The sequence below is a fragment of the Buchnera aphidicola str. Sg (Schizaphis graminum) genome (assembly GCF_000007365.1).
Taxonomy (GTDB): domain Bacteria; phylum Pseudomonadota; class Gammaproteobacteria; order Enterobacterales; family Enterobacteriaceae; genus Buchnera; species Buchnera aphidicola.
Genome location: NC_004061.1, coordinates 14334 through 33876, shown reverse-complemented (window position 1 = coordinate 33876; position 19543 = coordinate 14334). Strand labels below are relative to the sequence as shown.

The following is a 19543-nucleotide window of genomic DNA, read 5'->3' as shown; positions in this document are numbered from 1 at the left end:
ATTTCTAATAAAATAATCTAAAAGATGATTTAATTAAAATTTATATTTTATAGAAAAAATATTTTATTTATTTAAGTTATTTTTTTTATTTTATCTCTCATTTCTTTTGCAGCACAAACCATATTTTTTAATGCTAATATTGTTTCATTCCAATTACGAGTTTTTAAACCACAATCGGGATTTACCCAAATACGTTCTACTGGAATATAAGCTATTGCTTTATTTAATAAAAATTTTATTGATGTAATACTAGGTATGTTTGAGGAATGAATATCATAAACTCCAGGACCAATTTCATTTGGATATTTAAATGTTTTAAACGATTTCAGTAATTCCATATCTGAACGAGCAGTTTCAATTGTAATAACATCAGCGTCTAAGAAAGATATAGCGTGCATGATATCATGAAATTCACAATAACACATATGTGTGTGAATTTGAGTAGTATTTTTTACACCTGAAGAACTCAAGCGAAAAGCATCTACTGCCCAAGACAAATATTCATTCCATAAACTTTTACGCAAAGGCAAGCCTTCTCGTAATGCAGGTTCATCAATTTGAATGATTTCTATTTTTTCTTTTTCTAAATCTAACACTTCATCTCGCAATGCCAACCCGATTTGTTTAGCAATTTTTTCTAATGAAATATCTTCTCTAGGAAAAGACCAAAATAAAATAGTTACTGGTCCAGTTAGCATCGCTTTTACTGGTTTATCTGTTAAAGATTGAGCATATTTAGACCATTTCACAGTTATTGGTTTTAAACGACTAACATCACCAATAATAATTGGTGGTTTCACGCAACGTGATCCATAACTTTGAACCCATCCGTTATCTGTAAATATAAATCCATCTAAATTTTCACCAAAATATTCAACCATGTCATTTCTTTCAGGTTCTCCATGAACTAAGACATCTATACCTAGTTTTTCTTGCTCTTTTATTACTTCTTTAATATGTTTTTTAATACCTATTTCATAATCAACATCATTGATTAATCCTTGTTTATAATCACGTCGTAATTTTCTTATTTGTAGTGTCTGAGGGAATGATCCAATAGTCGTTGTTGGCAAAATAGGTAAATTAAATTTCTTTTTCTGCTCTCGAGAACGAATATTATACGAATCAGAACGTTTAAAATTAACATTCAAAATTTCAGATAAACGGTTTTGAACTTCAATTTTTTGCACTCTTTTAGAAAAATTACGTTCATAAATAGATGAACACCATTTTTGAATTGAATCTGTATCATTTTTATTTAACGCTTTTGATAACAAAGATAATTCAGTACACTTTTGTACTGCAAAAGAAAACCATTTTTTAGATTCTTTATCTAGATTTTTTTCTTTTTGTAAATCGATAGGAGAATGCAATAAAGAACAAGATGAACCAATTAATAATTTTTTACGAAATTTTAAAATAGTAGAAATACTTTTAAATAATTTTATAAGATCAGCACGCCATACATTTCGACCATTAATGACTCCTAAAGATAAAATCCATTCTTTCGGTAATTTAGAATTAAAATCAAATAAGTTATATTTTCCAAAAACTAAATCAATGTGAATACCATAAATCGGTAAATCTCGAATATATTCTATGTTATGTTCAATACTGTCAAAGTATGTTGTTAATAATATTTTAGTTGTTCCATTTAAATATTCATAAGCGTAAGAATAAGCTTTTTTCCACTTTTCTGGAAGATCTAAAACTAAAGCAGGTTCATCAATTTGAACAAAATCAATATTACGTTGTGACAATTCTCTTAAAACCTGTTTATATATTGGTAATATATTTTTAAGAAGATCTAAACGATCAAAATATTCTCCTTTTATCTTTCCTAACCAAAGATATGTAATTGGACCTAAAATTATAGGTTTGACTTTATATCCTAATAATAATGCTTCATCAGTTTCTTCTAAAATTTGTTTCCAAGAAAATTTTAATATTCTATTTTTATTGAATTCTGGTACTATATAATGATAATTGGTATTAAACCATTTAGTCATTTCTGAAGCAGCAACATCTGGAGAACAACCGCGTGCAATTCGAAATAAACAATCTAAATCAATCTTATTATCATTCACATTAAGATGTCTTTCAGGAATGTTTCCTAACATCATGCTGGTACTTAATACATGATCATACCAAGCAAAATCTCCAACTGGTATGTAATCAATTCCGGCGTCTTTTTGTTTTTTCCAATTCTCTCTTCTTAATTGAGACCCCACGCACAAAAAATCTTCATATAGAAGATTTCCAGACCAGTAATCTTCCTGAGCTTTTTTTAATTCACGATTTAAACCTATTCTTGGAAATCCAAGAGTATGATTAAAAATAGTCATCTTTTTCCTTATCATTCATAATAAAATTATCAATTAATAAAATTTTATATATTGATTTATTTAAATCAGATATCTTATAATTCTCATATCCAGTAAAATTCGCAAGCGCAAATAGTTAATTCTCGATATGAAGGAATCTCATGATCGAAATAAAACATCTTCGAACACTGCAAGCATTAAAAAACAATGGTTCATTAAGTGCGGCTGCAATTCAATTGCATCAAACACAATCAGCAATATCTCATCAATTTAATGAGTTAGAAAAAAAATTAGGTTTTAAATTATTTATTAGAAAAAGCAACCCTATAAAGTTTACAGCACAAGGTGAAATTTTACTGCAATTATCAAAAGAAATACTACCAAAAATTCATAAAGCAATACAAAATTGTAAAAAAACTCATCAGATGATTATTAAGCTCGCGATTGAATGTCATAGTTGTATTCAATGGTTAACACCAGCATTAAAAATTTTTCAAAAAAAATGGCCAAGAGTAGAAATAGATTTTTATTCAGATATGATTTTTAGTCCTCAACCTTCTCTTCAACAAGGAAAATTAGACATTGTATTAACTTCAGAAGTTTTACCAAGAAGCAATTTGTTTTATTTTCCTATATTTGATTTTGAAGTTCGTTTAGTATTATCTCCTAATCATCCTTTAGCTCAAAAAAAACATAATATCCTTCCAGAAGATTTAATTTCTGAAATACTTATGATATATCCTGTTAAACGTGATAAATTAGATATATGGAAATTTTTTTTACAACCAGCTGGAATCATACCAATCTTTAAAAATGTAAATAACACTTTACTTTTAATTCAAATGGTTGCAGCAAAAATGGGCATTACTGCATTACCACATTGGGTAGTAGACACTTTTGAAAAACAAGGTTTAGTAGTGACAAAAAAATTAGGAGATGGAATATGGAAACGTTTATATGCTGCTATACGTGACGGTGATCAAAAAGAACTAATAATAAAAAATTTTATTTATGCTATACGTTTACATGTTTGTACTCATTTAAAATTCATTCGTGATACACAAAAACCGCATTTTTTTAAAAACGTTAAAAACATTTAATAAATTTATTATTTTTTATAAAATTTTTATTTAAAAAAACTGCAACACCATCATTTTTATTGCTTCCAATAACCTCAGCATATGGCAAATTCTTTTTTAAAGACGAATCTGCATTCTCCATAATGCATGCTTTTCCAGAAATACTAAGCATATCTTGATCATTCATACCATCTCCAAAAGTAATACATTCTTTTAAAGAAATACCAAGAATATTAGATATTAACTTTAATCCATATCCTTTCGAAACTTCACCAGATACAACTTCTAGACAACCTGGTACAGAAAAATGAACATTAACTCGATTTCCTAAAAAAGAAATAATGTCTTTTTGAAGAGTATGTAATTTTTTTAAATTATGACTTGTAAAAAAAACCTTACTGACTTTCTTAAAGTTAAACACATCAGGACAAAAATACTTATACCTTAATGACGATAAGGTAGGGCAAAAATTATTATCTATCTTATTATTATTTATATACCATTGATTATTACGATATACTTGAGTGATAATATCTGCATCTAAGTATTTCATTTTGCATAATTTTAAAGCAATCTCTTCATCTAAGTGGTTTTCAAAAATTAATACATTATTTAAATCGTAAACTTGAGCTCCATTAGAGGTAATCATAAAAACTTTTATATTCAAAGTATCTCTAATTTTCATTATATCAATATAGTGACGACCTGAAGCAAAAACAAAATAAAAACCTTTTTCTATTAAAAATTTTATGATTTTTTCAGTATATTTTGTTATTTTATTTTCTGGTGAAAGTAAAGTGCCATCTAAATCTGCTGCAATAATTCGATACATAAAAATTAAAACCTTAATAAAAAATATATATTTAATATATGAAAATATATCATAAAAAATATAAAAATAATTTAAAATTTTGTAAAAATTAATGACTGAAATAAAAATTGCAATCTTATAAAAATAAAAAGGAATATATAAATGTTAAAAAAAGAAATAAATGTAGTAATACTTGCAGCTGGAAAAGGAACAAGAATGCAATCTAGCTATCCTAAGGTATTACATAAATTAGGTGGAAAAACAATTTTAGAACATGTTATAAATATAGCAAAATCTGTTAAACCTAAAAAAATTATATTAGTTTATAACAATAAAGAAAAAGAAATAAAATCTAAAATTAGTGACACTTCTATAGATTGGGTTATTCAAAAAGAACAAAAGGGAACAGGGGATGCTATACTAAAAGCATCTAAAAAATTTTCAGATAAAGACGATATAGTAGTTCTTTATGGAGATATGCCATATATTTCAATTGAATCAATAAAAAAATTATTTACCTCTAAAAAACAATCTGATATTAGCTTATTGACTGCATACGTTAAAAATCCTGATGGATACGGACGAGTCTTTAAAAAAAATGGGAAAGTTATTAAAATAATAGAAGAACAAGATGCTAATTTTCACGAAAAAAAAATTAAAGAAGTATATTCTGGAACCTTCATAGCAAATGGAAAAGATCTAAAAAGATGGCTAAATCAAATTAATAATAAAAATATTAAAAAAGAATTTTATGCAACCGATATTGTCCATTTTGCTAATTTAGAAAACAGTACTATTAAAACAGTACAAGTTTTAAACTGTAAAGAAATATTAGGTGTAAATAATAAACTACAATTATCTATTTTAGAAAAAATTTTTCGAAAAAAACAGGTTAATGATTTACTTCTTTCAGGTGTAACGTTAAAAGATCCAAATCATTTTATTTTAAGAGGAATATTAAAACATGGAAAAAATATAGAAATCGATACTGGTGTTATATTAGAAGGAAATATAATTTTAGGAAATAATATCAAAATTGGAGTTGGATCTGTGATTAAAAATAGCTTTATTGACGATCAAACTGAAATTAAAGAATATACAATTATAGAAAACGTCAAAATAGGCAAAAAATGTATTATAGGTCCTTTTGCGCATTTACGACCTAAAACTGTATTAGATGATCAAATTCATGTAGGTAATTTTGTTGAAATTAAGGATAGTATCATAAAAAAAGAATCTAAGATTAAACACCTAAGTTATTTTGGAAATTCTGAAATTGGTTCTCAAGTTAATATTGGAGCAGGTAGTATCACATGCAATTATGATGGTGTCAATAAATTCAAAACTATTATTGGTGATAACGTTTTAATAGGTGCTAACACAAAGTTAATTGCACCCATTAAAATTACGAAAAATGCGACGATAGCAGCAGGAACTACCTTAACTCAAGACGTTAATACACCATGTTTGATTTATAATAATAAAGAACAAAAACAAAAAAAAAACTGGAAACGTCCTCAAAAAATCATAAAAAAAACTGATCAATAATATTAAACAATTGATATATTTCATTGTGAAACTATTCAATAAAAATTAAAAAGGTATATTTCTATGTGTGGTATTGTTGCTGCAGTAACACAACGTAACATAATTGATTTTCTTCTCGAAGGTATTAAAAAATTAGAATATCGTGGATATGACTCTTCAGGATTAGCTATAATAAATAAAAACCAAAATATTGTTCGGATCCGATGCGTAGGAAGAGTAAATAAGCTTTTAAAAAAAGTTAAGAAAAAAAAATTATTCAGTAATATTGGTCTTGCTCACACTAGATGGGCTACTCATGGACAAGTTTCAGAAAAAAATACACATCCTCACATATCTTCACATATTGCAGTAGTCCATAACGGAGTAATTGAAAACAACACAAAATTACGACATTTTTTAGAAAAAAAAGGCTATATATTTTATTCAGATACAGATACAGAGGTAATCGCACATTTATTGCATTGGGAACAAACTAAAACAGGAGAATCACTAGTAGAAGTTATACAAAGGAGCAAAATGAAATTAAACGGAAATTATAGTATGGTTGTTATGGATGCCTACAATTCATCAAGATTAATAGCCGTTCGCTCTGGAAGTCCTTTAGTTATTGGATTAGGTATCAAAGAAAACTTTATAGCTTCAGATCAAATTGCATTATTAAATATCACTAAACGTTTTATATATTTAGAAGAAGGAGATACTGCTATTGTTGAAACCAAAAAAATAAATATTTTTAATAAAAATAATCTTATAATTAAAAGAAAAGAAATTACATCTAATGTAAAATATAAATCAATAAATAAAGGTAAGTATAAACATTATATGGAAAAAGAAATATATGAACAACCTATTTCAATTCAAAATACATTAAATAATCGTATAAAAAAAGACACAATTAATTTTTCCGAATTAGGAGATAGAGAAAAAAAATTTTTTTTAAATGCAGAACATATTCAAATAGTAGCATGTGGTACATCTTATCATGCTGCAATGGTTTCTAGATATTGGTTTGAATCACTTGCTAACATTCCATGTGATGTTGAAATAGCTTCTGAATTTTCTTCACGAAAATTAGCAGTTAGAAAAAAAAGTGTTTTTATTACCTTATCACAATCTGGTGAAACAGCAGACACATTAGCAGCGCTTAGAATTTCAAAAAAACTAGGTTATCTAGGAAGTTTAACTATATGCAATATGAAAGGTTCATCTTTAGTTCAAGAATCTGATTGTTATTTATTAACTAAAGCAGGAATAGAAATAGGAGTAGCTTCAACAAAATCTTTTACTACACAGTTAACTGTTTTACTAATGTTAATAGCAAAAATAACAAAATTAAAAAAACAAAAAAATAATATTGAAAAAAAAATTGCACAAATACTAAGTCTTCTACCGTCTAAAGTAGAAGCAATTTTAAAAAAAAACACTCTAATTAAAACTCTTGCAAATCAATTATGTAACAAAAAAAATATATTATTTCTCGGACGAGGAGATCAATATCCTATTGCTATGGAAGGAGCTTTAAAATTAAAAGAAATTTCTTATATTCATGCTGAAGCTTATCCTTCTGGAGAATTGAAGCACGGTCCTCTTGCATTAATTGATAAAAATATACCAGTTATTATTACAGCACCAAAAAATTCATTACTTGAAAAAACAAAAAAAAATATTAAAGAGATATGCGCGAGAGGTGGTATAATTTACGTTTTTTCAGATCAAGAAATTGATTTAGAAAAAAACATGACTATTATAAAAATTCCTTACGTAGAAGAAATAATAGCACCTATTTTATATATAATTCCATTGCAATTGCTTGCTTATTATATTGCATTGAGTAAAGGAAAAAATATTGATCAACCAAGACATCTTGCAAAATCAGTTACAGTAGAATAAAATTTTTTTTATTTTTATCTTTAACAAACATAACTTTTTTATCAAAAAAAAGAGTATGAGCGATCAATTTTAAAAACTTAATCTCATACTCTATGTAGATCATTATCTTAATTTTAAGATTATTAATTTTTAAAACTTGATACTATTATAAAATTAATTTTCTATCGCTATTTTTAATTTTTTCATAGCATTTTTTTCTAATTGTCTAACACGCTCGGCAGATATTCCATAATTATTTGCAATTTTTTGCAAAGTGTTTTTTTCCTTCTTATCTAACCAACGTGCACGAATAATATTTCGACTTCGCTCATCTAATCTTAACAAAGCATTACTTAGTTTGCTTGTAGTATGTTTATTCCAATTATCTTGTTCTAATCCATTTGCAAAATTAGATGTTTTATCTTGTAAATAAAACATATTTCCATTAATTTTTCCATCTTTTAAATCTTCTTCTGGAAAAGGATTAAAAGTTATATCTTGAGCTGACATTCTAGACTCCATCTCTCTGACATCTTCACTGCTTACACCTAATTCTCGAGCAACTATTTCAATTTCTTCTTGATTAAACCAACCTAATCTTTTTTTGTTTTTTCTTAAATTAAAAAATAATTTTCTTTGAGACTTAGTTGTTGCTACTTTTACAATTCGCCAATTACGCAATACATACTCATGTATTTCTGATTTAATCCAATGTACAGCAAAAGAAACAAGACGTACTCCTATGTCTGGATTGAATCTACGTACTGCTTTCATTAAACCTATATTACCTTCCTGTATTAAATCAGCTTGGAGTAAACCGTATCCCGAATAATTACGTGAAATATGAATAACAAAACGAAGATGAGAAAGAATTAAAGTTTTTGCAGCATCTAAATCATCGTGATAGCGTAAACGTTTAGTTAATAATTTTTCTTCTTTAATCGACAACATTGGCCATAGATTAGCTATTCGAATATAAGCATCTAAATTACCTAGTGCTGTTACAGATAAAATCTGTACTTTATTGGTCATCTTAATTCCCGTATTAAGAAAATATATTTAATGAATTATAAATATATGGGATGATTTAATCATACTTTAATTAAAAATTAAAATCAAAAATTTATAAAAATACTAATTATGAAAAAATTAAACTGTCACTTGAAAATAAACAATTTTTCAGTTTACTATTTCACAAAAATAGATTTAATAAAATCATTACTATTAAAAACAACTAAATCTGTTGTTTTTTCACCAATACCAATATAACGAATAGGAATTAAAAATTGATTAGCTAAAGAAAAAATAACTCCTCCTTTTGCTGTTCCATCTAGTTTAGTAATAACTAATCCAGTTAAGTTTATTGCTTTATGAAACATTTCTGTTTGCTTAATAGTATTTTGACCATTACAAGCATCAATAATCAACATAATTTCATGTGGAGCAGATAAATTTAATTTTTTAATAACTCTAACCATCTTTTTTAATTCTTCTAACAAATGTAATTTATTGTGTAATCTTCCAGCTGTATCAATAATTAGAACATCTATTTTTTTTGATATAGCAGATTTTACTGCATCAAAAGCCACTGAAGCTGGATCTGAACCAGAAGATTGAGATATAACAGGAATATTGTTACGTTTTCCCAAAATTTGCAACTGTTCTATACCAGCAGCACGAAATGTATCTGCTGCTGCTAACATTACAGATTTTCCTGCTAATTTATATTTTTTTGCTAATTTAGAAACTGTTGTTGTTTTTCCAGTTCCATTTATCCCTACTACCAAAATAACAAAAGGGGTATGATTAGATATTTTTAAAGGTTTTTCTACTCTATTTAAAATAGAATACATGTGTTCTTTTAAGAGAAAATAAACTTTTTCAGGATTTTTTAATTCTTTATGTGTTGCATCATTAATTAATTTACTGATAATCTGATCTGTAGTATGAACACCAATATCAGAAAGAAGCATCGTGTCTTCTAATTCCTCAAAAAAAGCATCATCTATTTTTTTTGATAAAAAAATACGACTAATGCTGTCACCAAAAAATTGTTTAGTTTTATTTAAACTATTTTTCAATTTAAAAAGAAAATCTATTTTTTTATTGTCAATATTTTGTATTGTATGAATACCTTCTTTTTCTTTCTTTAACAGTATATTTTCTTTTTTTTCTTTTTTATTATTTTTTTTTATCTTAGAATTTATCCAAGAAAAAAAACTGTTTTTTTTATCAAAATTCATCTTGTTACTCCTAATTTAAACAAATAATAATTATTTTATTTATAACTTAAAAAACTAGAAATTAAATATTTATTTAAATTATATTTAATAATAAAATAAATTATATTAAAAAAATAAGAAAATCTAATAAAATGCACAATTCTTTTGCAAAAAAAAACGGAAAAATTCGTATTATTTCTGGAAAATTAAAGGGAAAAAAAATATTAATTACAAATAATGTAAATATAAGACCAACGACAAATCGAATACGAGAAACACTTTTTAATTGGTTATCTGCATATATTGAAAATGCTCATTGTTTAGATTGTTTTGCAGGAAGCGGTGCATTAGGAATAGAAGCTATATCTAGAAATGCAAAATTTGTAACCTTATTGGAAATAGAAAAGAAAACAATATTTTCATTAAAAAATAATATAACAAGATTAAATATATCTAATTCAGAAATTATACATACTAACACTCTTGATTGGCTTAAAAAAAAAAAAAACCGTATGATATAATATTTATAGATCCACCATATAATCAAAAATTAGTTGACCAAACTCTTTTTTTATTAGAACAAAAACAGTGGGTGAGAAAAAAATCATTGATTTATATAGAAAAAGAAAATACAAATTCTTTTTTTATATCTAAAAATTGGACTTTATATAAGAAGAAAACTACAAATAGAATAGCATGTTATCTTTACTTTTTTAAAATTTAAAAAATAAAAGTCATTGTAATAAAAGCAAATAGGATCAAATATTCATGAAAATTTTAGTTTCAAAAAAAATAACTCTTGACTTATTTTGCAAAAATCCAATTCAAATTATAGAAAAAGAAAAAAATGAAATTATATCTATATCAAAAAACAAAAAAACTGTATTTTATGTAATACAGCCAAAAGCTTTAAAAAAATTATTTGATATTAAAGAATATTTTGTAAAAAGTAAAATAACAAAAAAAGAAAAAAAAATCATAGAAAAGTTTCCAATGCATACTAATTGGATTCCCGACAAAGATTTTATACAAAAAGCTGCATTATGGGGAATATCATTAAACGAAGAAGTTTCAAAATATGAACTTGCTTCCTTTATTTCCTATTGGGAAGCAGAAGGTTTATTTTTTCATCATATACAATGGCAACAGAAATTAGCTAGAAGTTTAGAACGAAGTCGATCTATGAATAATGCAATACAACAAAAAAAAGATATTACTTATATACCAGTACCTGATCAAAAAACACCTGATGGATTTCGAGGCAAGTAATGACATTTTATAATGAATTTTTTAAACGCCTTCAACGTCTTATGCCTAGTAATGTAAAACCAAAATTTGAAAGTGATCAAGATTTATTAGCTTGGAATCAAGAACAAGGTAGGCTATCTTCAGAATCTATATTACGTGAAAACAAAGCTATGAAAATGCAACGCGTTTTAGGAAGATCAGGAATACGTGAATTATATATGAATTGTTCTTTTGAAAACTATAAAATTGAACATGATGGACAAAGAAAGGTACTGAAAGCAGCAAAACGTTATGCTGAAGAATTTAATGAAAACATTGCAAGTTTTATTTTTTCAGGAAGACCAGGAACTGGAAAAAATCATTTAGCATCAGCTATAGGTAATTATTTAATTTTACATGGAAAAAGTATTTTAATTGTAACAGTAGCAGATTTAATGTCTAATATGAAAGGTACATTTAGTGGTACTAGTAATATCACTGAAGAAAATTTATTACATAATCTTAGTAGTGTTGATTTGTTAATGATTGATGAAATTGGTATGCAAACTGAATCACGTTATGAGAAGGTAATTATCAATCAAATAGTTGATAGGAGATCATCTTCTAAGCGTTCTACTGGGATGTTATCTAATTTAGATCACAGAGGTATGAAAAATTTATTAGGAGAAAGAGTAATTGATAGAATGCGTTTAGGTAATAGTCTATGGTTAACTTTTGAATGGGATAGCTATAGACAATACGTAAGGGGGGATGAATATTAATAATCAGAAATAAATAATTTTTTTATTTAATTCTAGACACATATTCACCAGATCTAGTGTCTACTTTAATTAATGATCCAATTTGTATAAATAAAGGAACTTTTAGGATTGCACCTGTACTTAATGTTGCTAATTTAGTAGTAGTGTTTATTGTATCACTCTTTAATGCTATCTCTGTATCTATCACTTTAAGTTCCACAAAAATGTTAGGTGTAATAGAAATTGCTTGATTATTCCAAAAAGTAATAACACATGTATCTTGTTCTGATAACCACTTTTTATTGACACCAACAATTTTTTTATCTACTGATAATTCTTCAAAATTATTATTAATAAAATACCAAAAATGACCATCGTTATATAAATAAGATAATGTATATTCTGAAACATCAGCTATTTCTAAAGAATCTGTAGATTTAAATGTTTTTTCTATTAATTGCTTTGTTAACAATTTTCTTAATTTTACACGAACAAAAGATTGACCTTTTCCAGGTTTAACAAATTCACTAGACTCTATTAAACAAGGTTCTTTTTCAAAAATAATTTTACGACCTGAACGAAAGTTATTACTATGATATACTCTCATAAAAACCTCTACTTTTAATAAATTTATGAAACATTACAACACAAAAAAATTAAATAGAGAAAAAGATTCATGGTTATATGAAATTTCAAATTCTATTGTTGAACCAAAAAAACTGTTAAAATTTCTTCATTTAGAAAAGTATCCAAAATATTACGATTCTAAACCAAAAAAAGTTTTTCCATTTCGTGTTCCTTATTCTTTTGCATCAAGAATGAAAAAAAACGACCCTAAAGATCCATTATTATTACAAGTTATTACAAAAAATCAAGAATTTTTAAATAATTTACAATTTAACGAAGATCCTGTAAAAGAAAAAAAAGACATTGTTTTACCAGGACTATTACATAAATATAAAGATAGAGTATTATGGATATTAAAAACAAATTGTGCTATTAATTGTAGATATTGTTTTAGAAAACATTTTCCATATGAAAAAAATAAAGGGAATAAAAAAAACTGGATTCAGATACTTCATTATATTAGTCAAAACATAGAGTTAAATGAAGTCATTTTGTCAGGAGGAGATCCGTTAATGGCAAAAGATCATGAATTACTATGGCTTATTACATCTTTATCTAAAATAAAACACATAAAAAGATTAAGAATTCATACCAGACTACCTATTGTAATACCAAATCGAATAACTTCTGATCTCTGTCAAATTTTTTCAAATTCTGTTTTAAAAATCATTATTGTTACTCATATTAATCATCCTCAAGAAATTAATGAACAATTAAGCGATAGTCTATTGAAATTAAAAAAATCTAACGTTATTTTACTTAATCAAAGTGTTTTACTAAAAAACATAAACGATAATGCTATTATTTTAGCAGAACTGAGCAGTCGTTTATGTGAAAATAATATTATTCCATATTATTTACATATTTTAGATAAAGTTAAAGGAACGTCACATTTTTTAGTTTCAAATAAAAAAGCTAAATCTATCATATCAGATTTAATGAAAATGATATCAGGTTTTTTAGTACCGAGATTAGTTTTTGATAATGGATCGAAAGATAACAAGTTAATTATCATTTAGTATAAATAGTTAATTTTAATTTTTTTATTCTTAATAAAAAAATTAAAATCTTTCCTCAGACAAATATATCTGAGGAAAGATATCTTTAAATTAATTTAAAAAAGTATTAACTAAAAATTTTTACATCATTCCGCCCATACCACCCATTCCACCAGCAGGAGATGAAGCGACATCAGAAGATTTATCTTCTCTTGGTAAATCTGTTACCATACATTCTGTTGTAATCATTAAACCAGCAACAGAAGCTGCATATTGTAAAGCTGATCTAGTAACTTTAGTAGGATCTAATATACCAAAATCAATCATGTCGCCATATTCGTCAGTAGCAGCGTTATAACCATAATTACCCTTTCCATCTTTCACATTATTAGTAACTACGGAAGGTTCTTCACCAGAGTTTGAAACAATTTGACGCAATGGAGCTTCCATGGCACGAAGAGCTACTCTAATACCAACATTTTGATCTTCGTTGTGACCACGTAGATTAGATATTTTTCCAGCTACACGAACTAAAGCAACACCTCCACCTGCAACAACACCTTCTTCTACAGCAGCACGAGTAGCATGTAAGGCATCTTCTACACGAGCTTTCTTCTCTTTCATTTCTACTTCTGTAGCTGCACCTACTTTAAGTACTGCAACACCGCCAGATAACTTAGCTAAACGTTCATTTAATTTTTCTTTATCATAATCAGAAGTAGCTTCTTGAATTTCTTGACGAATTTGACCAATACGACTTTGAATAGCTTGTTTTTCTCCAGAACCACCGATAATAGTTGTAGTATCTTTGTTAATTACAACTCTTTTTGCTTGTCCTAAATCTTCTAAGGTAGATTTTTCTAAATCCATAGCTAATTCTTCAGATATTACAGAACCACCCGTTAAAATAGAAATATCTTGTAACATTGCTTTACGTCGATCACCAAATCCAGGCGCTTTAACAGCTGCAACTTTAACAATTCCTCGCATAGAATTTACTACTAGAGTAGCTAGTGCTTCTCCTTCTAAATCTTCTGAAATTATTAATAATGGTTTTCCAGACTTTGCAACGGATTCTAATATTGGTAACATTTCACGAACATTAGAAATTTTTTTATCAGCCATTAAAATATACGGATTTTCTAATTCAACAATACCTGTTTCTGGTTTATTAATAAAATAAGGAGATAGATAACCTCTATCAAACTGCATACCTTTTACAACTTCAAGTTCATTTTGAAGACCTGTCCCTTCTTCTACTGTAATAACTCCGTCGTTGCCAACTTTTTCCATTGCTTCTGCAATTAAAGCACCAACTTTTTCATCTGCATTTGCAGAAATAGTACCAACTTGAGTAATAGCTTTAGAATCTGAACACGGTACAGATAAATTTTTTAATTCTTCAACAGCGCTAATTACGGCTTTATCAATTCCACGTTTTAGATCCATAGGATTCATACCGGCTGCTACAGCTTTTAAGCCTTCATTCACTATAGATTGTGCCAATAATGTAGCTGTTGTTGTACCATCACCTGCTGCATCATTTGCTTTTGATGCAACTTCTTTTACCATTTGAGCTCCCATATTTTCGAACTTATCTTCTAGTTCAATTTCACGAGCTACTGATACTCCGTCTTTAGTAATACTAGGTGCTCCAAAAGATTTATCTAATACTACATTTCTACCTTTTGGCCCTAAAGTTACTTTAACTGCATCTGCTAATACATTTACTCCACGAAGCATTTTAATTCGAGCTTCATTACCAAATTTTACATCTTTAGCGCCCATTTTTGACATTTCCTTAAATATATTGTTTTATGGATATAGCATATATGGTTTAGTTTACTATTCAACAATTGCTAAAATGTCACTCTCATTTAAAATTAATAGTTCTTCATTATCAATTTTTTCTGTTTTTGCACCATAACCTTCATTAAAAATTACAACATCACCAACTTTAACATCTAATGGTTTAATTTGACCATTATCTAGAACACGACCATTACCAACTGCTGTAATCGTTCCGCGAGTAGATTTTGCTGCAGCAGAACCTGTAAGTACAATACCACCTGCAGACTTTAATTCTGCTTCGTTACGTTTTACAAGCACGCGATCATGCAATGGACGAATTTTCATATTAGCGATACTCCTGTGAATAATTTTGCTTAATTATATTAAAAAAAATTATTTTTTTATTTAATACTTTCTTTATATATTAAATATAGGGATGCTTACTAAAACTTTCAAGGGGAAAAAATTATTTTTTTATTTTTATTTTATATTTTCAAAATAGAAAAGATATTAGTTAAATCAAAATTTCAAATTAACTTCTACAAAAAAAGATTGACAAAGTTTTATCTTTGATGATTTAATGTAAAAATTGCCCGGATAGCTCAGTCGGTAGAGCAGGGGACTGAAAATCCCCGTGTCGGTGGTTCAATTCCGCCTCCGGGCAAAAATTATATTCTTATTTTCCTATGCAAAAGGTAGAAAAAATACGTTTTAATAAATCACTAGAAGTAAACTCACCTGTTATTTCTCCTAATAATTTATTAATTATATTGAGTGATTCAGCTAATAATTCAATATTTTTATATTTTAACCAATTTTTTTGAGCTTTTAAAAGTTCACAATACGATAGATCAATTTGATGAATATGACGTCTTCTAGCAATAAAAAGACCTTCTTGACTTTTATCTTTTTGTCTGTTTGAAAGATGTTTTTTTAAAATATCAATTCCTTGACCCGTAAGAGCAGAAATACTGATAAATAGTAAATTTTCAATTTTTGTAATTCCACAAAAATCTTCTACTAAATCATTTTTATTCAAAACAAAAGTCACTTCTTGTATGTTATAAGAAGAAATTTGTTTCATAAACTGAATAGATGTTTTTTTTTGATCTTCTAAACTAATTGTTTTATCCATCACATATAGAACATGATCAGAATTTTTGATCATCTCCCAAGAACGTTGTATTCCAATTTTTTCAATTTTATCTTCTGTTTCACGTAAACCCGCAGTATCAATTATTTCACATGAAATACCATGAATATTTATATTTTCATAAAGAACGTCGCGTGTTGTACCAGGTAAATCAGTTACTATAGCTCTATCACGACATGATAAAACATTTAACAAACTAGATTTTCCAGCATTCGGTGGTCCGACAATTACTATTCTTTTTGCTTCTCTTATCAAACTACCTTCTGAAACTATATTTTTTATTTTTAAAAATTTATCATTCAATTTTTCAAAATTTGACATAATAAAAATATTAAAATCAAAATCAATATTTTCTTCTGAAAAATCTATACTTGCTTCTATATTAGTACGAAATTCAATTAATTTTTTTATTATTTTTTGAATATAAAATGAAAAATTTCCATGTAAAGAATTTAAGGACGCTCGAACCACGGACTCTGTTTCAGAATTAATTAAATCATCTATTGCTTCTGCTTGAATCAAATCTATTTTCCCATTTAAAAATGCGCGTTGACAAAATTCACCTGGTTGAGCAATTCTTATTTTAATATTTTTCAAACATAAAATTCTTTTTATTAGTAAGTCCATAATAAATGGATTACCATGACCTTGTAGTTCTAATACATCTTCTCCTGTTAAAGAAAAAGGTGCTGGAAACCATAAAGATATACCTTCATCTAATACCTTTTTACTTTCATCAAAAAACTTTGAATAAGTAGCAAATCTTGGTTTAGGGATTTTACCTAACACTGCAAAAGCAACTTGATTGGCATGAATACCTGAAACTCTTAATATTCCAACAGCACTTTTTCCAGGACAGGTAACTTGAGCAATAATAGTATCATTTCGAATCATAAAATATTTTCTTAATTTTTAAATAAAAAGAATAAATAATTTTTATCTTTTTTGATTTTTTTTAAAATTAGATAAAATATATTTTTGTTGTATAATAGTAACTAAATTACTAACAATATAGTATAAAACTAATCCTGATGGAAACCACAAAAAAAACACTGTAAAAATAAAAGGCATAAAATGCATTATTTTTTGTTGAAAAGGATCTGAAATATTATTAGACGATGTTCTTTGGATAAAAAACATAGTTAAACCCATAAATATCGGTAAAACATAATATGGATCCTGATCAGATAAATCTTTTATCCAAAACAAAAAGGGTGCATGACGTAGTTCCACAGAACCAATTAACATATAGTAAAGAGATAAAAAAATAGGCATTTGAATAAAAACTGGCAAACAACCGCCTAATGGATTTATTTTTTCTTTCTTATATAAAGCCATTATTTCTTTGCTCATCCGTTGCTTATCATGTCCGAAATTTTTCTTTAACTCATTAATTTTCGGTTGTAATTCACGCATTTTTGACATAGAAGTATATTGCGCTTTAGTCAACGGATAAGTAATTGCTTTCATCATAAAAGTAATTAAAATAATAGAAAAACCCCAATTTCCTATAAAATTATGTATAGTACTTAATAATTTAAATAAAGGTTGAGATAAAAACCAAAGGAAACCATAATCTACTGTTAAATCTAAATTTGGTGCTACTAGCGCCATCTCTTGCTGTTTTTCAGGTCCTATCCATAATTTAGATTTTATAATGTATCTAGAATTAGATGGAATGTTAATTAAAGAAGACTTATATCCAATTATAGCAATACCATCATTATCTAGATAAGATGTATAAATTATATTAGAACTGCTGATGTTAGTATCAGGTACCCAAGCAACTACAAAATACTGTTGCAGCATGGCGATCCAACCATGATGAGTAATGATATGAAGATGTTCATGATTAGCGATATTATCAAATTTATATTTTTCATATTTCGCATCTGAACTTGAATAAGCAGCACCACGAAAAGTCTGAAGGGCAAAATTACCACTATAAATATCACGATTTTTAGGCAGTTTAACAGTTTGTTTTAGTTGTCCAAAAATATTTAGTTCTAATTTTTTATTACTCAAATTATTAATATCATATTCTACTTCTACATTATATTTACCAGGTTTAAGGATAAAATTTTTTATATACGTTATCCCATTTTTGGCAATAAAAGTTATTGGAACACGTAATTCTTTTTCATTATGACCTAATTCAAAAAAATTTTTTTTTGCAGAATACAATGGTCTAATTTTATTAATTGAATTATCTAAACCATCTTTTCCAATCAATCCACTTTGAGCCTGATAAACAAAATCAGATTTTGTTTCTAATAATTTCAAATTCTCAGGAGAATTTAATTGAGTTTTATAATCAAGTAAACTTGCTTCTTCTATATCACCTCCATACATATTTATCACTAAACGAAGTACGTCATTTTTAATAATTATTTGATTTTTATCTTCTTTTTTATGATTCAAATGAAAAAACGAATTAGTTTCTTCATTTTTTTTATTTTTTTTTAAAGATTGACTCTGCCATGCTTGCCATAATAAAAAAGAAACAAACAAAAAAGCAAAAATAAAAAAATTACGCTGTAATTCCATCATTAATATTCACTTTTATCTTTAATTTTTAAAGGCACTAAATCTTCTCCACCTTGATGCAATGGATGACATTTAAATAAACGTAAAATTGTTAAAATTATACCTTTGATAACTCCAAATTTACGCAAAGATAAAATCATATATGTTGAGCAAGTAGGATAAAAACGACAATTTGAAGGCATAAAAAAACTAATATAATTTTGATAAATCGAAACGAAAAAAGTTAAACAAAAAACAACTATCGTTGATAGTTTGACCATATATACTCCAATATATTTACTATTTTTTTATTATTTAAATAAACAATATTTTTCTTTGCTATAACAACGAAATCCATTGAGATTAATCTATGTTGTAATAAACGAAAAGTTTCTCGAATTAATCGTTTAATTTTATTACGTCTATATGCATGTTTAATATTTTTACGCGATATACTAAGACCTAATCTAGGATGTCCTAATAAATTAGAACGTCCTAATATGTTTATGTGAAAAGTATTTTTATTACAGGGATTACTAAAAACATATTGAAAATTTGTAGATTTTAACAATTTCGATTTTTTTTTAAAAAAATAATTTAACACTAT

17 protein-coding genes, 1 tRNA gene and 1 pseudogene are annotated in these 19543 nt (G+C 26.7%); 8 read left to right on the top strand and 11 right to left on the bottom strand.

Annotated features, from left to right (window positions below):
* Nucleotides 1-71: 71 nt before the first annotated feature.
* On the bottom strand, nt 72-2345 hold the full coding sequence (gene metE, locus BUSG_RS00160; RefSeq protein WP_011053568.1) for a 5-methyltetrahydropteroyltriglutamate--homocysteine S-methyltransferase: 2274 nt from the start codon (nt 2343-2345) through the stop codon (nt 72-74).
* Between the two features lie 140 nt (nt 2346-2485).
* On the opposite strand from metE, the gene metR reads away from it, so the two are divergent.
* Nucleotides 2486-3424 (top strand): HTH-type transcriptional regulator MetR, encoded by a 939-nt coding sequence (gene metR / locus BUSG_RS00155; RefSeq protein WP_011053567.1) that lies wholly within the window; start codon nt 2486-2488, stop codon nt 3422-3424.
* Here metR and BUSG_RS00150 read toward each other — a convergent pair.
* Entirely contained in the window at nt 3411-4235 is an 825-nt protein-coding gene (locus tag BUSG_RS00150) for a Cof-type HAD-IIB family hydrolase (RefSeq protein ID WP_011053566.1), read from the bottom strand. The two genes, metR and BUSG_RS00150, sit on opposite strands and share 14 nt — an antisense overlap.
* Before the next feature lie 141 nt (nt 4236-4376).
* Here BUSG_RS00150 and glmU point away from each other — a divergent pair, with 141 nt between their 5' ends.
* Both glmU and glmS read left to right on the top strand, forming a co-directional pair.
* Nucleotides 4377-5762: a bifunctional UDP-N-acetylglucosamine diphosphorylase/glucosamine-1-phosphate N-acetyltransferase GlmU gene (glmU, locus tag BUSG_RS00145; RefSeq protein WP_011053565.1), complete on the top strand. Its 1386-nt coding sequence runs from the start codon at nt 4377-4379 to the stop codon at nt 5760-5762.
* 63 nt (nt 5763-5825) lie between these two features.
* Nucleotides 5826-7652: a glutamine--fructose-6-phosphate transaminase (isomerizing) gene (gene glmS, locus BUSG_RS00140; protein WP_011053564.1), complete on the top strand. Its 1827-nt coding sequence runs from the start codon at nt 5826-5828 to the stop codon at nt 7650-7652.
* A 153-nt stretch (nt 7653-7805) separates the two neighbouring features.
* Here the strand turns inward: glmS and rpoH are convergent, their stop codons facing one another.
* Both rpoH and ftsY read right to left on the bottom strand, forming a co-directional pair.
* Nucleotides 7806-8663: an RNA polymerase sigma factor RpoH gene (rpoH, locus tag BUSG_RS00135; RefSeq protein WP_011053563.1), complete on the bottom strand. Its 858-nt coding sequence runs from the start codon at nt 8661-8663 to the stop codon at nt 7806-7808.
* 155 nt (nt 8664-8818) lie between these two features.
* Complete coding sequence (gene ftsY, locus BUSG_RS00130) at nt 8819-9874, bottom strand: signal recognition particle-docking protein FtsY (protein WP_011053562.1); 1056 nt, start codon at nt 9872-9874, stop codon at nt 8819-8821.
* A 131-nt stretch (nt 9875-10005) separates the two neighbouring features.
* Here ftsY and rsmD point away from each other — a divergent pair.
* From rsmD to dnaC, 3 genes and pseudogenes are all read left to right on the top strand, one after another.
* Nucleotides 10006-10577, top strand: a pseudogene (gene rsmD / locus BUSG_RS00125) (16S rRNA (guanine(966)-N(2))-methyltransferase RsmD).
* Between the two features lie 44 nt (nt 10578-10621).
* A complete protein-coding gene (gene dnaT / locus BUSG_RS00120; protein ID WP_011053561.1) occupies nt 10622-11122 on the top strand; it encodes a primosomal protein DnaT in 501 nt (166 codons plus the stop codon).
* Nucleotides 11122-11862 carry a DNA replication protein DnaC gene (dnaC, locus tag BUSG_RS00115; protein WP_011053560.1) on the top strand — a complete coding sequence of 247 codons (741 nt, stop codon included), beginning with the start codon at nt 11122-11124 and terminating at the stop codon, nt 11860-11862. Before dnaT ends, dnaC begins: the two co-directional genes overlap by 1 nt.
* 22 nt (nt 11863-11884) lie before the next feature.
* On the opposite strand, the gene efp is transcribed toward dnaC, so the two are convergent.
* The gene (efp, locus tag BUSG_RS00110; protein ID WP_011053559.1) at nt 11885-12448 is read right to left on the bottom strand and encodes an elongation factor P; all 564 of its coding nucleotides are present in this window, start codon (nt 12446-12448) and stop codon (nt 11885-11887) included.
* 25 nt (nt 12449-12473) lie between these two features.
* On the opposite strand from efp, the gene epmB reads away from it, so the two are divergent.
* Nucleotides 12474-13487 (top strand): EF-P beta-lysylation protein EpmB, encoded by a 1014-nt coding sequence (gene epmB, locus BUSG_RS00105; protein WP_011053558.1) that lies wholly within the window; start codon nt 12474-12476, stop codon nt 13485-13487.
* Nucleotides 13488-13607: 120 nt separating this feature from the next.
* Here the strand turns inward: epmB and groL are convergent, their stop codons facing one another.
* Together groL and BUSG_RS00095 are read right to left on the bottom strand one after the other, a co-directional pair.
* On the bottom strand, nt 13608-15254 hold the full coding sequence (groL, locus tag BUSG_RS00100; protein ID WP_011053557.1) for a chaperonin GroEL: 1647 nt from the start codon (nt 15252-15254) through the stop codon (nt 13608-13610).
* Between the two features lie 57 nt (nt 15255-15311).
* Nucleotides 15312-15602, bottom strand: a complete 291-nt coding sequence (locus BUSG_RS00095) for a co-chaperone GroES (RefSeq protein WP_011053556.1) — start codon at nt 15600-15602, stop codon at nt 15312-15314.
* Between the two features lie 246 nt (nt 15603-15848).
* Between BUSG_RS00095 and BUSG_RS00090 the strand changes: the two genes are divergently transcribed.
* Nucleotides 15849-15921: transfer RNA gene (locus BUSG_RS00090), tRNA-Phe, on the top strand.
* A gap of 12 nt (nt 15922-15933) precedes the next feature.
* Here BUSG_RS00090 and mnmE read toward each other — a convergent pair.
* Genes mnmE through rnpA form a run of 4 tightly spaced genes read right to left on the bottom strand, consistent with a single transcriptional unit; the run spans nt 15934 to nt 19540 of the window.
* A complete protein-coding gene (mnmE, locus tag BUSG_RS00085; protein WP_011053555.1) occupies nt 15934-17304 on the bottom strand; it encodes a tRNA uridine-5-carboxymethylaminomethyl(34) synthesis GTPase MnmE in 1371 nt (456 codons plus the stop codon).
* Nucleotides 17305-17346: 42 nt separating this feature from the next.
* Nucleotides 17347-18957 (bottom strand): membrane protein insertase YidC, encoded by a 1611-nt coding sequence (yidC, locus tag BUSG_RS00080; RefSeq protein ID WP_044006072.1) that lies wholly within the window; start codon nt 18955-18957, stop codon nt 17347-17349.
* 2 nt (nt 18958-18959) lie between these two features.
* Nucleotides 18960-19217 carry a membrane protein insertion efficiency factor YidD gene (gene yidD, locus BUSG_RS00075; RefSeq protein ID WP_011053553.1) on the bottom strand — a complete coding sequence of 86 codons (258 nt, stop codon included), beginning with the start codon at nt 19215-19217 and terminating at the stop codon, nt 18960-18962.
* Nucleotides 19196-19540 (bottom strand): ribonuclease P protein component, encoded by a 345-nt coding sequence (gene rnpA / locus BUSG_RS00070; RefSeq protein ID WP_011053552.1) that lies wholly within the window; start codon nt 19538-19540, stop codon nt 19196-19198. Before rnpA ends, yidD begins: the two co-directional genes overlap by 22 nt.
* Between the last annotated feature and the right edge of the window lie 3 nt (nt 19541-19543).

What these genes read in the sequence shown, in the direction of transcription:
- metE (WP_011053568.1), bottom strand. Translation starts at nt 2,345, where the DNA reads ATGACTATTTTTAATCATACTCTTGGATTTCCAAGAATAGGTTTAAAT.
- metR (WP_011053567.1), top strand. Translation starts at nt 2,486, where the DNA reads ATGATCGAAATAAAACATCTTCGAACACTGCAAGCATTAAAAAACAAT.
- BUSG_RS00150 (WP_011053566.1), bottom strand. Translation starts at nt 4,235, where the DNA reads ATGTATCGAATTATTGCAGCAGATTTAGATGGCACTTTACTTTCACCA.
- glmU (WP_011053565.1), top strand. Translation starts at nt 4,377, where the DNA reads ATGTTAAAAAAAGAAATAAATGTAGTAATACTTGCAGCTGGAAAAGGA.
- glmS (WP_011053564.1), top strand. Translation starts at nt 5,826, where the DNA reads ATGTGTGGTATTGTTGCTGCAGTAACACAACGTAACATAATTGATTTT.
- rpoH (WP_011053563.1), bottom strand. Translation starts at nt 8,663, where the DNA reads ATGACCAATAAAGTACAGATTTTATCTGTAACAGCACTAGGTAATTTA.
- ftsY (WP_011053562.1), bottom strand. Translation starts at nt 9,874, where the DNA reads ATGAATTTTGATAAAAAAAACAGTTTTTTTTCTTGGATAAATTCTAAG.
- dnaT (WP_011053561.1), top strand. Translation starts at nt 10,622, where the DNA reads ATGAAAATTTTAGTTTCAAAAAAAATAACTCTTGACTTATTTTGCAAA.
- dnaC (WP_011053560.1), top strand. Translation starts at nt 11,122, where the DNA reads ATGACATTTTATAATGAATTTTTTAAACGCCTTCAACGTCTTATGCCT.
- efp (WP_011053559.1), bottom strand. Translation starts at nt 12,448, where the DNA reads ATGAGAGTATATCATAGTAATAACTTTCGTTCAGGTCGTAAAATTATT.
- epmB (WP_011053558.1), top strand. Translation starts at nt 12,474, where the DNA reads ATGAAACATTACAACACAAAAAAATTAAATAGAGAAAAAGATTCATGG.
- groL (WP_011053557.1), bottom strand. Translation starts at nt 15,254, where the DNA reads ATGGGCGCTAAAGATGTAAAATTTGGTAATGAAGCTCGAATTAAAATG.
- BUSG_RS00095 (WP_011053556.1), bottom strand. Translation starts at nt 15,602, where the DNA reads ATGAAAATTCGTCCATTGCATGATCGCGTGCTTGTAAAACGTAACGAA.
- mnmE (WP_011053555.1), bottom strand. Translation starts at nt 17,304, where the DNA reads ATGATTCGAAATGATACTATTATTGCTCAAGTTACCTGTCCTGGAAAA.
- yidC (WP_044006072.1), bottom strand. Translation starts at nt 18,957, where the DNA reads ATGGAATTACAGCGTAATTTTTTTATTTTTGCTTTTTTGTTTGTTTCT.
- yidD (WP_011053553.1), bottom strand. Translation starts at nt 19,217, where the DNA reads ATGGTCAAACTATCAACGATAGTTGTTTTTTGTTTAACTTTTTTCGTT.